We start from the raw sequence: 14,258 nt of genomic DNA, 5'->3' as shown, positions 1-14,258 counted from the left end.
TTATTATAAAATGCGTTTACTTAGCCATCATCGCACGAGCAGTATCGAGCATGCGATTGGCAAAACCCCATTCATTATCACACCACACTAGTAACTTTATCAGCCTTTTATGACTAACACGTGTTTGCGTGCCATCGATAATACAAGAATGCGGGTCGTGATTAAAATCAACCGATACAAGTGGCTCTTCGGTATAACTTAAAATACCTTCTAAGCGGTCTTTCGCTTGTGCTTTAAGTGCATTATTAACTGCATTTAAATCAACATCAGCGTTAACCGTTACGCTTAAATCCATCGCTGTAACATTAATCGTTGGTACACGCACCGCAATCGCTTCAAAGCGACCTTTAAATTTAGGCAAAATACGGTCTATACCACGGGCAAGCTTTGTATCTACCGGAATAATAGACTGACTCGCAGCGCGAGTACGGCGTAAATCATGATGATACGCATCTATTACTTGCTGATCGTTCATAGAAGCATGAATAGTAGTAATAGCGCCCGACTCAATACTAAACGCATCGTCTAATACTTTAATTACGGGTACCACACAGTTTGTGGTACACGAGCCGTTAGATACAATAGTATGCTCGCTTTTAAGCTTATCGTCGTTTATGCCATAAACAATGGTGGCATCTACGTCGTTATCAGCCGGATGCGAAAACAACACCTTTTTAGCGCCCGCTGTAATGTGTAGCTGTGCGTGTTCACGCGAATGATAAACACCAGTACATTCAAGCACTACATCTACATCAAGGGTTTGCCAAGGTAATTCTACTGGGTTTTCTTCACAAAAAAGTGCAATGGTATCGCCTGCAACATTAATGGTGTCTTCACCAAGTTTTACAGGAAAAGAAAAACGACCATGGGATGTGTCGTATTTTAATAAATGAGCAATAGCTTCAGGGTCAGCAAGTTCGTTAATCGCAACAATTTTAATCTCGTCGCTTAAACCTGACTCGTATAACGCGCGGACAATATTTCGACCAATACGACCAAAACCATTAATTGCAAGTTTGATTGCCATGAAATATAAAATCCACTCTAGTTACGTGCAGATAAAGGCAATATGCCTTTTAGGTGGCTGTATTGTAATCGACCTTAAACATTATTATAAGAGGGAGCGATTAGAAACTTTAAATTAACCTAAAAGTAGCTTAATAGCTCAGCTACTTTTGGGCGTTTACCATGGTTAAAACTTATTCTTTACTGCAGTACTTTCAATGCATTAATAATATCTTCTGGCTCTGAGCGTGTGCGGTAATCAACGTCAACATAACGCCACGTTACCCTACCTTCGCTATTTAAAACAAAGGTGGCAGGGATAGGTAAAATACTGCCATTGCCGTCATTGAGCGACTCTAAATCAAGGCCGCGGTCTACGCGCATATGCTCGAGTAAAAATGTAGGGACTTTCCATGCTACGCCATAACTTGCTGCAACATCCGCATTTTGATCACTTAGCACTACAAAATCCATGTTACTTATATCGCTTTCACTCATTGATCCATCAGGCACTTGTGGGCTAATAGCCACCAGCTGTGCGCCTAATGCATGAATTTCAGGTAAGCGAGCTTGAAGCGCTTTAAGCTGTAAATTACAGTATGGGCACCAACTACCACGATAAAAAGTAATAACCACGGGGCCTTTAGCAAGTAACTCGGTTAACTGCACCGATTGCCCATGTTGATTTGGTAACTCAAAGTTTGGCGCGTTTTGGTTTAGAGCAAGTGCATTAGCACCCTCTTGAAAAGATTTTGCTTGAGCAATGCTCTCATCAACACCTTTCATAAAAGCAGGATTGCCCTTTCGCCCCGCAGCTACTTTTGCCTCAGTTTGTGCTTTTAATGTGTTGCTTTCATCACTCATAGTATGGCTACCTTCAAATTATTCAAAAACATGAAGCCAGCTTACAGTACGAAACTGTATTTGAAATTAAAATTTTAACTTAATCTTCTACTTCTAAATCAAACACCACATTTATAGATGAGGAGATACTAATTATTGAATCAGCACTGATTGTTTTATCAATATAGTGTTCATGTTCAAAGGGATTTGAATTACTAGTATAACTCGATGAAACAGGGTGCTTTTCATCATCTTCGTTACCGCAGTAATTCACTTGGTTTGACTTCGAACTAATGCTGTAAATTTTCCCAAGTTTAGCGCCAAATGCTTTAGCGAGCAGGTTTCCTTTAGCTATTGCGTCATCTACTGCAGCTTGTGTTGCCTGCGACTCTAACAACTTTACTTTTGAAGATAAACTCTCGATTGCTATACCATTATTTATTTTTATACTTTGTGCAAATTCAATAAAACCATCTATTTTTTTAATATCGTTGATGGTTACTTTAACCGTTTTTAGCGCTAAGTACTTATCGTCTGAAACAGTCCCCGCTTCTGTACCAATAATATTGTATACATTGCTTTTTAAACCAGATACAAAAACATCGTCTAGCTCAACACCGTATTTATCAACGCCTTCAAGTAACAAGTTAACCTGAGTATCAAGATCACGTTTAGCCTCAAGTAACGTATCTTGAGTGCTCATTACTTCAAAAGTAACTTGAGCTAAATCAGGTTCAACCAATATCTCAGCATAACCTTGCACTGCAATATGACGATTAGCAGGTAAGCTTGAATTAGCAAAAGCGATAGCAGGGAATAAGATTAGAAAAATAAAGGTAATGAGGTTCATAATCTTTCCTTGAGGTAATGATTAGTTGAAATAAAGTTTACTCGAAATAGTAACAAAGCATGCGTACCTATAATTATACAGATTATAATAAAAGTAAACTGTTCCTATTGTAGCCAATAGCTTATCTCTCGCGGCATATAACCGCGCCTACAGCTAACCTACATCCCCCCACTTTTATCTCTTTACCACGGCTTATTTGATGGCACTGCGCTAGTAGTAATTCGGCGGCGCTTGTTCATCGATAAGCGCATGATGACAGTGATAGCTTAGTAACGCATAACGCGCACGACACGCACTTAGGGTTAAATCATCTTATTTTATATCACATAAATAATTAATTAAGCGCTTTTGTTCTATATGGAGTGTATAGAGAGTGAGTTTGAGTTGAATATGTATATTTACTTTTTAGCGCGACTTTACAAAGTTCCAATTAAGCATTGCATCATTAAACACTAAATACAGGCTTAATTGGTAAATATAGTCTTTTCTACTAACCTGAAAATACAACCTCGTTAGTATTGCTTCAAGCACCTTAATAAATTTAAAGTGGATAGTTACACTTTAAATTTATTAAGGTTAATTCTTAAGTTATTAATATATCTGGCGATACTTTCATTTGCTTCAGATGTATCTTGTGCTCCTGTCGATGTTTCTGTAGCAATATCTGTAATGTTAATTAAGTTTTGATTTATTTCACTTACAACAGCCGACTGCTCTTCTGCAGCGGTAGCAATCTGTAAGTTCAAATCCGTAATTTCGTTCACTGCAATGGCAGAATCAGCAAATATTTCTGATGTTTCAGTACTCTTTTTAAGGCACTCATCGGCACTACTAATTCCCTTATTCATACTCATCACTGCATTTTGAGCTTCACTTTGTAAACGGGTAACCAAACTTTGAATATCAACAGTAGAAACTTGTGTTCGTTGCGCTAAAGCCCTTACTTCATCAGCAACAACAGCAAAGCCTCTACCTGTATCACCAGCTCGCGCAGCCTCAATTGCAGCATTTAAAGCAAGCAAATTAGTTTGCTCAGCAATGCTTTGTATAGTGTCCAAAACACTGCCAATATTATTTGTTTCTGTTACAAGACTCTCTATCACAGTACTTGCTTCATCTATTTCTGTCGCTAAACGTTGAATGACTAATTTTGCTTGAGACGCTTCTAATTTTCCCTTTAATACTCGCTCTTTAACAGCCTCGGTCACTGTTGATGCATTTTGAGTATTACTTGCCACCTCTAAAGTTGTACAGGTCATTTCTTCAACGGCAGTTGAAACCATTTCAGTTTCAACCCTTTGCTTGTCAACGTTGGTCACTGTTTGTTGCATAATATTTATTGCAAATTTAGATGAATCATCTAATTGCGATAAATGTATATTCGCTTCACTGATTGTTTCTCTTAGCATTAATAAAAACTTGTTGAATGCTCTTGCTGTATCTCCTATTTCATCGCTGGCACTTTCATCAAGCGTTAAGGTTAAATCGCCATCACCATCTGCTATTTCAACTAATCTAGTTTTTAGTCTATTTACTGGTTGAGAAATTGCTCTGCTTATAAAATATGATAACGCCATACCAACAATAACGGAGAAAAGGAATATATATAAGATTATATCAATACCTTGCTTTTCATCACTTTCAGCTTTTAAGGCTGAATCTAAAGTAAATTGTTGTATTTGGGAAAGTAATGCTATTAGTTTTTTTTCAAATTTGTCTTCTGCGACTTCAATTGTACTTATTTTATCGCCCAAATCAGAAACAGATTGAGTTTTAACCGCTTCAATTACATTATTAATGTTCGCTGTAATACTTTGATATTCTGTATTTAGGAGCTTCAAATCATTTGCCAAGGCTTTAAAACTTGTTTTAGCCTTTTCGTTATGTAATTGAACAATAGAGTCACGAACAAATTTTTCTGATTTGTTAAATTCACTTTGAATTTTTTGTGTTAACGACGAGAGCTTATTTTCAATTTCTTCATTGCTTTCACCTGATGCTAAACTTTCGTGTAACAAAGCTCGCTGAAAATATATTGTTTGCTCTAATTTATGCTCCGACATTGTAGTAAGCATATTGCTAAGAGGAATATCTCTCTCAGCTATGTCAACTAGCTCTAAACCTATTTTATTCATCTGTATTAAAGATATAACCCCAATTATCAACATTAATATTATTTGCGAAATACCTAGGAAGTATATTTTACTGGTAATGGACAACTTACTTAACATTTTAAACCTCTTCAATTTTAGGGCTAAACCTTACATAATTGCTGAAAAGTAAAAATCAAAAAGGTCGAGTGATAGCAAAACCAATAACAATAGCCTCTTCGTCATCAATAAAATCTACCGCTACAGTAGGTGCGATACCAAAATCTCCAACATGAAAATCATAAGCACTACTGATACGATATAAATCTTCATTGTGAGGGTGCCCCCCGCCTATGCGCTCTTCACCAAAACCAACCCCAAAACGAATATTTTTAGTCGGGTGATAGAAAAGAGAAGCTAGAACTACAGCTGTACCATCGCCATGATGTGCATCATTTGTTCTTTCATATACCACTCCAGCGCCCCATTCATTAGTAAATTTATACTCATATTCAATCCCAAAGGTAAATTCACTTTCACTATCAAAATGAGTGGTGCCAATAAAAATTCCAGGGACGTGTTTAACTTCGTCACTTGCCTGAACAGCTGGAATTAAAAATATTAGAGAACACGCGATGCACTTTAAAATTTTATTTCTCATATTTTTCTCTTTTAAATAAACAATAATGAATTTAGATGTTTCTGGAGCTACAACAGATCTAGAGCAAACACTTTAGCCCACCAATAATTAACATTATAGACAATCTATATTTACATATTAGTTTCTTTATACGATCAAGCAAGATTTAATGCTACATGTTTAGATTGATCATATTTAGTGAGCTATCGGGGCTGAATTGACTTAATAAAAACCAGGGAGGAATTTATTTTTAGATAAATAATTTTTGTGTGTTCTGTTATCACTAATTATCAATCAAACTTAATTAAAATAACTCTGCATTTAAAATTTGTAAGCCTATGTTAACTCTTTCACTTTTAGCTCTTTACCACGGCTTATTTGATGGCACTGAGCTTGTAGTAATTCGGCGGTCGCTTGTGCATCGGTAAGCGCATGATGACAATGATAGCTTGGTAACTCATAACGTGTGCGGCAGGCACTTAGGGTTAAATCATCTTGTTTTATATCACATGAATAATTAATTAAGCGTTTTTTTTCTATATGGAGCGTGTCGAGGATGAGTTTGGGTTGAATATTAATATTTGCGTTTTTTAGCGCCACTTTTAAAAAGCCCCAATCAAGTATGGCATTATGAAACACTAAAATACAGTTGCTAAAGTGGCTGCTTAATTGCGCTAATATATTGGTAAGGCTTTGCCCTTTAGCTAAAGTATCGTCGTTAATTCCATGATATACAGGGCTTTGCTCTAGGCTTTTAACATCTTTATTAACTAAGTGTTTTGACTCACTCATTTTTATACATTGGTTATCTATTACAACCCACGCTACCGATACAATTTCGTGTTGTTTTGCATCAAGCCCTGTTAGCTCTAAATCAATAACTAAATAGCGCTGCGTTAACGCATTTTGACTTAATAAATTTCGCTTTTTAAAGTATTCGCTAAGCAATTTTTTTACCATGGTCTTTCCTAAAATACGCCTTATAAACTGCCACGAGCAAATTTAAACGCGGCGGCTTGCTGCGCGTGCTTAACTAAGTAAAAAGCTTCTTTTAACTGATGGCGCTCAAGCGAGTTTAACTTATCAGGATTAATACAGTTACTTGGCAATCCCTCTTCATTTATTTGAGTACTTAAGCGCAGTTGAGTTAAGAATCGCCAGCAATCTTTTAAATTATATATATCCTTTTTACTGAGTAAGCTGTGCTTTAAAAGCGCATCTAATCGCTCTTGTGTATTAGCGCGCCTAATTCCAGCTTTAAGTGCGTATAACCTTGCTATGTCGTTAATAATAACCACACCACGTGTTTTTAAATCTATGTATTTATTATTTTGATCGGTTTTTTCGGTTTTAAACTTGTTAAATAGACCAATCGGTACGCTGTTACTGCTTATATCAGTTGCCATAGCGGCATAAAATAATTCATTGCGAGATATGCGAGTAAGCTGCTCACAAAAGCTGCTGTACAAGGCATTTGAGCCTTCAATAAAGCGCAAATCAAAAAATATTTTGCAGTTAAGCATGGCGTTTGGCGTTGGGCTTTTTATCCATTTAAAAAAGCGCTCACACCAGTCACTTATACTCATTCGGCATAAATCGCTGCTGGCCATAATATTTCCAGGGCAACGTCTAATTCCGCACTCTACTAACTGTTCACAAACAAACTCCCCCATATGTTTAAAGTAAGCGTGTTGTTCATCACTTAAATCATCAGGCAGTAGTAAACCGTTGTCTTGGTCTGAGTGCAGGGTTTGCTCTTCTCGCGCTTGCGAGCCAAAACAAATAAAGCTAAAACTGGTGGGCGCTGCACCATTATCTTCTTGAAATAAATGAATAAGGCGCGATGTTAGTGCATCGGTTAAACCACTTAATAATTTACCAATTAGTGATATATCATCAATGTTGTATGAAAAACTACGCAGGAGCTCAGGAATTTCTTTTGCGTAGCGTTTTAAGTCAGTAATAGTATGCGCTTTATAAATGCGGCCAATGAGCTGAACTGGGTCGCTTTTTTGCTGGCGTAGTAAATCGGTGCTAGTAAGCATACCCAATGGTTTATGGTTTTCATCAAGTACAGGTAAGTGGTGAATATTGTATTTAAGCATTAAATGCAGCGCAGAAAACACGCGGTTATTTTCAAAAATAAACTTGGGTTTAGCGGTCATTATGCTGCTAACAGCTTCTTGTGGGTTTACTTCGTCGGCAAGTACCCTGTTACGTAAATCGCGGTCAGTAACTACACCGACTAAATGGGCATGTTCGGTGATCATAATTGATGACACACCATGCTCTTTCATTTTTTTAGCACTTTGTCTAATGCTCGCATCGGGCGCTAAAGTTATCGCTTTACGGGTCATAAGCTCAGATATTTTGCGCTCAGACCAGCTATCGTTTTTACTTTTATAATGTGATGAGAGTAAACGGTTTGCGTGTGCTCTTACAAAGTATTGTTCAAACGGTTTGTATTCACGGCGTAAAAAATCAAAATGCTCTTGGCTGAGCATATACACTATACCCTCTTTTTGAACCGCTAACCTATTTTGTATTGCTTCACCGATTAAAAGCGAGGGGTAACCAAAATAGTCACCTTGCGCTAAACGCGTTATTACATTGCCTTTGGCATCAACCAAATCGTATAAACCTGAGCGAATTAAAAAGAGCTTTGGGCTTTCGCTTTGCAGCCATTGAGTTTGATTTTCGCGTGTTAGGTAAACACAATCTAAATGGCTTACAAAGTATTCGCATGCACTTGTTTGCAGCATACTAAAAGGCGCTTGCATACACACATACTGGGCTACTTCTTGTTGTTCTACACTCATTGTTGCACTCATTAAAAAGTATACACTGCTCCAATGTACTCATTATTTATACAAATAAAAAGCCCGACTAAAGTCGGGCTTTTGGTGCTTTATAAATAAGTAGGCTTAGTGAGCATGTGCTCCAGCCGACCCTTTAGGATTACGAATACCTTCAACCATTTGTTGAATTTCAACAGGTGTAGGCTGAGTAAACTTAAGTACAGTCGCTGCAACTACAAAGTTAATAATCATACCAACTAGGCCTATGCCTTCTGGAGAAATACCTAAGAACCAGTTTTCAGGACTATTTAACTCAGGGCTTACAAACTTAAAGAAGATAATATACGCAGCGGTAAAGCCAATACCCGTTACCATGCCGGCAATTGCGCCTTCTCTATTCATTGTTTTAGAGAATATTCCCATAATAATTGCTGGGAAGAAACTCGCCGCCGCTAAACCAAATGCAAACGCGACCACCGATGCTACAAACCCTGGCGGATTAATACCAAAGTACGCGGATATAACAATGGCAACCATCGCAGCTAATCGAGCGGCCAGTAGCTCTTGTTTATCGCTAATATCGGGTTTAAGGGTGCGCTTGAGTAAATCGTGCGACACGGAGGTCGAAATAACCAGCAGTAAACCGGCGGTGGTAGAGAGTGCTGCTGCAATACCCCCTGCGGCTACTAAGGCAATTACCCATGCTGGTAAGTTGGCAATTTCAGGGTTAGCAAGCACCATAATATCGCGGTCTACTTTTACTTCGTTTGCGCTATTTGGATCTTCAATTTTACCCGCTGTGTAGAACATTTTGCCATCACCGTTTTTATCATCAAAGATAATAAGGCCTGTGCGTTCCCAGTTTTTAATCCACGCTGGTGCTTCTGCGTACTCTGTACCACTGCCGTCTTTGCCGTTAATGGTATCAATCATGTTTACACGAGCAAACGAGGCAACCGCGGGTGCTGTGGTATAAACAATAGCAATAAATACCAGTGTCCACGCTGCTGAAATACGTGTGTCTTTAACACGAGGTACAGTGAAAAAGCGAACAATTACATGTGGTAAACCAGCAGTACCCACCATTAACGCACCTGTAATTGCAAATACGTCAATCATGCTCTTAGAGCCTTCGGTGTATTGGGCAAAGCCAAGCTCTGCACTTAAACCGTCTAACTTATCGAGAACATAAACGCCGTCGGTGCCAATAAGTGTGGCGCCAAACCCTGTTTGTGGGAAGAAGTGGCCTGTCATCATCATCGAGATAAAAATAGCAGGAACAAGGTAAGCAAATACAAGCACACAGTACTGTGCTACTTGCGTGTAGGTAATGCCTTTCATGCCGCCAAGTACTGCATAAAAGAATACAATCACCATACCAATGTATACACCGGTTTCAATTTCTACTTCTAAAAAGCGAGAAAATACCACGCCTACGCCGCGCATTTGCCCTGCAATGTAAGTAAAACAAATAAAGATGGCACACAAAATAGCAACAACACGCGCTGTTTGTGAATAGTAACGGTCGCCAATAAAATCAGGTACCGTGAATTTGCCGAATTTACGTAAGTAAGGCGCTAAACACATAGCGAGTAATACATAACCGCCGGTCCACCCCATTAAGTAAACGCCGCCATCATACCCTGCGAACGAAATAATACCCGCCATTGAAATAAATGACGCGGCGCTCATCCAATCGGCAGCTGTTGCCATACCATTAGCAAGTGGTGGTACGCCGCCGCCCGCTACGTAAAATTCTTTAGTTGAGCCCGCTCGAGCCCAAATTGCAATGCCGATATAAAGCGCAAAGCTTAAACCAACAATTATAAATGTGAGTGTTTGAACATCCATTGCTTAGCTCCTATTCGTCTACGCCGTATTTTTTATCTAACGTATTCATTTTGAAAACGTACACAAAAATCAAAGCAACAAAGGTGTAAATCGCGCCTTGCTGGGAGAACCAGAAGCCAAGTTTAAACCCAAAAAAACGTACTTCATTAAGTACATCTACCAGTAATATGCCAAAGCCAAACGAGACCACAAACCACACTGCTAGTAATTTAAACAGTAGTGAAATGTTTTCTGCCCAATAAGCTTTTGCTTGTTCTTCATCTTTAAAAGCCATTTTTATTTTCCCCTTTAAGCATCGCAATATCGCGATGGGTGGTTTTTTATCTTCGCTAATCAATTTAGCAACGCAGCTTAAATATTGAATTGAGACCATAGTCGTAACAGCCTGTTAACGTTTACGTAAACTGTAAAACAACATTTAACAAGCAACCACAAAAGATAGAATTTTCATGACGTTATGGTATTAGGTAAGAAGTTATAAAGCACAGTAGCTCTAAATTGGTCAATAATGCGACATTAGTCTAATAAAAATACCAAATATAAATTTACTTAATATATTCAATAGATTATAAAAATAAGCGCGTTTTAAAATAAAAATCTGCACGCACACTTATTGCCAGTTCTGGTATTGTGTTAATGCTCTCAAGGTTGAGGGAAATGTTTTACTAATAAGGTTAATAACAACATGACTGCCGTACTCATTATTGTTGCTTTAGGTTATATAGGTGTGCTGTTTTGGCTTGCCAACTGGGGCGATAAAACAACACCATTGGCAAAGCGTATAAGCCATCACCCTTTTGTATATTCATTATCTTTAGGTATTTATTGTACATCGTGGACCTACTATGGCTCTGTAGGTACAGCGGCCACCAGCAGCTGGAGTTATTTACCCATATTATTAGGCCCTGCACTGTTGTTTTTTTTCGGCCAAGGGTTTTTACGCAAACTGGTGTTAGTCAGTAAAAAGCAAAACATAACCACCATTGCCGACTTTATTTCTGCGCGTTATGGCAAGCGCCAAACCACTGCAATTATGGTTACTTTAATCGCATTATTAGCGACTATTCCTTATATTGCGCTGCAATTAAAAGCCCTTAGTACCAGCTTTTTACTTCTGCAAAGTAGTAATAAAATATCGGGCGATATGCTCGCGCTTTCGGCCACATTAATTATGGCAATGTTTGCAATATTTTTTGGTACTCGCAAAGTGGATGTAACAGAGTACCGTTCAGGTTTAATGCTCGCTGTGGCATTTGAATCGATGATAAAACTTATTGCACTTGTTGCAGTAGCAGGGCTAGCTGTTTACACCCTTTTTAATATGCCTGTGGCAACCTCAAACAAAGTAAGCGAGTCTATTTGGCAGCACTGGGCCGATTTTAACTTTTTTAGTTTTAACTTTATTGGCCAATCGCTCATGGCCGCTGCGGCAATTATATGTTTACCGCGTCAATTTCATGTAACCGTGGTCGACAACCAAGACAAGCGCCATTTATTTACTGCCCGCTGGGCGTTTCCGCTTTATTTACTGCTTACCGCCGCGATGATTTTACCCATTGCCACCGCTGCTATTCATCCCGATATTGGCTCAGGTTTCTCCCCCGACAGCTTTGTATTAGCACTTCCGTTAATTCACGACCAAGCATTTTTAACCACCTTTGTATTTATAGGCGGGCTTAGCGCTGCAACTGCTATGATAGTCGTTGCAACACTTACGCTAAGTACCATGATCTCAAACGATGTAGTATTACCTCTTATGCTACGTCGTAAATTTAAACGTAATTTAATTACCAGTAGCTATAAATCGCGCATATTACTTGTTAGGCGTTTTACTATTGCTGGCATATTAATTTTGGCCTATTTTTATCAGCAATGGTTTGGTCACAGTAGTGCATTGGCTAGTATGGGATTAGTTGCATTTTCGTTGGTTACACAGTTATTACCTTCAATTGTCGGTGGTTTATATTGGCGAAAAGGCCACGCTTATGGCGTATATGCTGGCTTAGTGGCGGGTTTTATTTGTTGGATATTATTTTTAATGATACCAATACTTGATGCTGGCGCAATGATTGATAGCGAGCTGCAACAAACGCTTATTACTCGAGGTACTTTAATTGCGTTGTTTGCCAATATTGGTTGTTACATTAGCTTTTCGTTAGGAGCAGAGGAGCGCTTAATTGATAAAATTCAAGCAGCTGCATTTGTTAATCCTAAAGATCAGGCTATTTTATCTCGCCGCTTAAACAAAAACGTTAAAGCCACGGTTTACGATTTTAAAATACTTTTGCAAACCTTTTTAGGCATTCAGCGCAGCCAGCAAGTGTTAGCTCATTATGCGCTAGCGCATCATTTAAATGACAACAGCGGACACCCGGAGCCTGAATTTATAGCTTACTGCGAGCGCGCACTAACCGGTGTATTAGGTGCATCTTCTGCTCAAGCACTTATTCATACGGTGTCATCGGGTAAACGCATGGCCTTTGAAGAAGTAGTCAACTTTTTTGACGAAACCACCCAAGCCCTGCAATTTAACCAAAATTTATTGTATACCTCGCTTGAAAATTTAAGCCACGGTATTTCGGTTGTCGATAAAGATCTAAACCTAGTTGCATGGAATAAACGCTACGGCGAAATGTTTGGCTACCCAGAAGGCTTTTTAGAAGTAGGTCAACCCATACAAGACATTATTAGATACAACGCAGAGCGCGGTGAATGTGGCCCCGGCGAAATAGACCGCCAAGTAGAAAAACGTGTTCAGCATTTAAAAAATGGCAGCTCTCATCACTTTATACGCCATCGCCGCAATGGCCAAGTATACGAAATGATTGGTAACCCTCTACCTGATGGCGGCTTTGTAACGAGCTTTTCAGATATTACTAATCACATTAGCACGCAAAATGCCCTTGAAGAAATAAACATGGATCTTGAAAACCGCATAGAAGCGCGAACACAAGAGGTGCAAACCATTAATAAAGATTTACAAGCACAAATAGACAGCCGCGTACAAACAGAGCAAGCACTTACTTTAGCCAAACGCGAAGCAGAGCAAGCTAACGACAGTAAAACACGGTTTTTAGCGCTCGCGAGTCACGATATTTTGCAGCCACTTAATGCAGCACGTTTATATCTAGCCGCTATTGACGAAAAACAACTCGATAAAACGAATCAAAATAGCTTTGATAAGCTTGGCGATAGCCTAGATTCTACGGTGCATTTAATGTCGGCATTATTAGAAATTGCCAAGCTAGAACAAGGCGCCATGACCCCTACCCCGCGCCATTTTTCTATTGATGATATTTTAGCGCCACTACAAAGTGAGTACGCTATTTTATCAAGCGATAAAGGTCTTAAGCTTAGCGTGCGATCAAATCAGCAAATAGTGCACAGCGATATAACCTATCTACGTCGTATTATTCAAAACTTAGTATCGAACGCTGTTAAATATACCGACAAAGGCCGGGTACTTATTGCTTGTAGGAACCGTAAGCACAATTTACGAATAGAAGTATGGGATACAGGCCCAGGTATTAGCGAAGTAGAACAAGCTAAAATATTTAACGACTTTTACCGCATAGAAGCCGGTGATAACAAAGGTGTAGGCCTCGGGCTTGGCGTTGTAAAACGTATGGCCGATTTATTAAGCTTAGAGCTTGATGTGCACTCAGAGCCAGGCAAAGGCAGCCGCTTTAGCATAGAAGTACCCTACGGCGATGCGCAATTTGTACAACAAAAACCAGCCGCTAGCAGCTTAATAGAAAACCGTGCGGCTATAAATATAGTGGCCGTTGACGACGACCCAGAAAACCTAGCGGCTATGGCCAGCTTACTTAAAAAGTGGCAAGCCAATTACACCTTATTTGACGATGTAGACAAGGTGCTTGAGCATGCAAAACAAAGTAAAGCGCCAGATGTAATTCTAATGGATTATCAATTAGGCAATGAGTGCGATGGCATCACTTTAATTAAAACGCTCAGAGAAATATGGCAAGGCGATATTCCGGCTATTTTAATTACCGCAGTGCGCGACACCGAGCTAAAACAAGAAACCAAAGCCGCTAATATTCATTATTTAAGCAAACCCATTAAGCCCGGTAAGCTAAAAGCACTGCTTAATCACAGTACTTAATTTTATTAGTTACTTAGCTTTTGCTAAGCTAAATCAGCAAAAAGCCCAGTATATT

General features: G+C 39.0%; 10 protein-coding genes and 1 pseudogene. 1 reads left to right on the top strand and 10 read right to left on the bottom strand.

The window, feature by feature from the left end; translation table 11 throughout:
• Positions 1-16: 16 nt before the first annotated feature.
• The 10 genes and pseudogenes from epd to J8L71_RS02180 form a co-directional block, all read right to left on the bottom strand.
• A complete protein-coding gene (epd, locus tag J8L71_RS02220) occupies positions 17-1,027 on the bottom strand; it encodes an erythrose-4-phosphate dehydrogenase (protein ID WP_210999075.1) in 1,011 nt (336 codons plus the stop codon).
• A gap of 179 nt (positions 1,028-1,206) precedes the next feature.
• Entirely contained in the window at positions 1,207-1,869 is a 663-nt protein-coding gene (locus tag J8L71_RS02215) for a peroxiredoxin-like family protein (RefSeq protein ID WP_210999074.1), read from the bottom strand.
• 79 nt (positions 1,870-1,948) lie between these two features.
• A complete protein-coding gene (locus tag J8L71_RS02210; protein ID WP_210999073.1) occupies positions 1,949-2,698 on the bottom strand; it encodes an SIMPL domain-containing protein in 750 nt (249 codons plus the stop codon).
• 121 nt (positions 2,699-2,819) lie between these two features.
• Positions 2,820-3,154 (bottom strand): annotated as a pseudogene (locus tag J8L71_RS18470) (hypothetical protein); the annotation flags it as partial.
• Between the two features lie 98 nt (positions 3,155-3,252).
• A complete protein-coding gene (locus tag J8L71_RS02205) occupies positions 3,253-4,929 on the bottom strand; it encodes a methyl-accepting chemotaxis protein (RefSeq protein ID WP_247655164.1) in 1,677 nt (558 codons plus the stop codon).
• A gap of 55 nt (positions 4,930-4,984) precedes the next feature.
• Positions 4,985-5,449 (bottom strand): hypothetical protein, encoded by a 465-nt coding sequence (locus tag J8L71_RS02200; RefSeq protein WP_210999072.1) that lies wholly within the window; start codon positions 5,447-5,449, stop codon positions 4,985-4,987.
• Positions 5,450-5,764: 315 nt separating this feature from the next.
• A complete protein-coding gene (locus tag J8L71_RS02195; protein ID WP_210999071.1) occupies positions 5,765-6,388 on the bottom strand; it encodes a 3'-5' exonuclease in 624 nt (207 codons plus the stop codon).
• Between the two features lie 20 nt (positions 6,389-6,408).
• Positions 6,409-8,247: a DUF294 nucleotidyltransferase-like domain-containing protein gene (locus tag J8L71_RS02190; RefSeq protein ID WP_210999070.1), complete on the bottom strand. Its 1,839-nt coding sequence runs from the start codon at positions 8,245-8,247 to the stop codon at positions 6,409-6,411.
• Between the two features lie 105 nt (positions 8,248-8,352).
• Complete coding sequence (locus tag J8L71_RS02185; protein ID WP_210999069.1) at positions 8,353-10,077, bottom strand: sodium:solute symporter family protein; 1,725 nt, start codon at positions 10,075-10,077, stop codon at positions 8,353-8,355.
• Between the two features lie 10 nt (positions 10,078-10,087).
• The gene (locus tag J8L71_RS02180) at positions 10,088-10,351 is read right to left on the bottom strand and encodes a DUF4212 domain-containing protein (RefSeq protein ID WP_004586074.1); all 264 of its coding nucleotides are present in this window, start codon (positions 10,349-10,351) and stop codon (positions 10,088-10,090) included.
• Between the two features lie 411 nt (positions 10,352-10,762).
• Here J8L71_RS02180 and J8L71_RS02175 point away from each other — a divergent pair, with 411 nt between their 5' ends.
• Complete coding sequence (locus J8L71_RS02175; RefSeq protein WP_210999068.1) at positions 10,763-14,203, top strand: PAS-domain containing protein; 3,441 nt, start codon at positions 10,763-10,765, stop codon at positions 14,201-14,203.
• Positions 14,204-14,258: the final 55 nt, after the last annotated feature.

It is taken from the genome of Pseudoalteromonas sp. MMG007 (genome assembly GCF_018100985.1).
GTDB lineage: Bacteria > Pseudomonadota > Gammaproteobacteria > Enterobacterales > Alteromonadaceae > Pseudoalteromonas.
This window is presented reverse-complemented; position numbering and strand designations above follow the sequence as displayed.

What these genes read in the sequence shown, in the direction of transcription:
- epd (WP_210999075.1), bottom strand. Translation starts at nt 1,027, where the DNA reads ATGGCAATCAAACTTGCAATTAATGGTTTTGGTCGTATTGGTCGAAAT.
- J8L71_RS02215 (WP_210999074.1), bottom strand. Translation starts at nt 1,869, where the DNA reads ATGAGTGATGAAAGCAACACATTAAAAGCACAAACTGAGGCAAAAGTA.
- J8L71_RS02210 (WP_210999073.1), bottom strand. Translation starts at nt 2,698, where the DNA reads ATGAACCTCATTACCTTTATTTTTCTAATCTTATTCCCTGCTATCGCT.
- J8L71_RS02205 (WP_247655164.1), bottom strand. Translation starts at nt 4,929, where the DNA reads ATGTTAAGTAAGTTGTCCATTACCAGTAAAATATACTTCCTAGGTATT.
- J8L71_RS02200 (WP_210999072.1), bottom strand. Translation starts at nt 5,449, where the DNA reads ATGAGAAATAAAATTTTAAAGTGCATCGCGTGTTCTCTAATATTTTTA.
- J8L71_RS02195 (WP_210999071.1), bottom strand. Translation starts at nt 6,388, where the DNA reads ATGGTAAAAAAATTGCTTAGCGAATACTTTAAAAAGCGAAATTTATTA.
- J8L71_RS02190 (WP_210999070.1), bottom strand. Translation starts at nt 8,247, where the DNA reads ATGAGTGTAGAACAACAAGAAGTAGCCCAGTATGTGTGTATGCAAGCG.
- J8L71_RS02185 (WP_210999069.1), bottom strand. Translation starts at nt 10,077, where the DNA reads ATGGATGTTCAAACACTCACATTTATAATTGTTGGTTTAAGCTTTGCG.
- J8L71_RS02180 (WP_004586074.1), bottom strand. Translation starts at nt 10,351, where the DNA reads ATGGCTTTTAAAGATGAAGAACAAGCAAAAGCTTATTGGGCAGAAAAC.
- J8L71_RS02175 (WP_210999068.1), top strand. Translation starts at nt 10,763, where the DNA reads ATGACTGCCGTACTCATTATTGTTGCTTTAGGTTATATAGGTGTGCTG.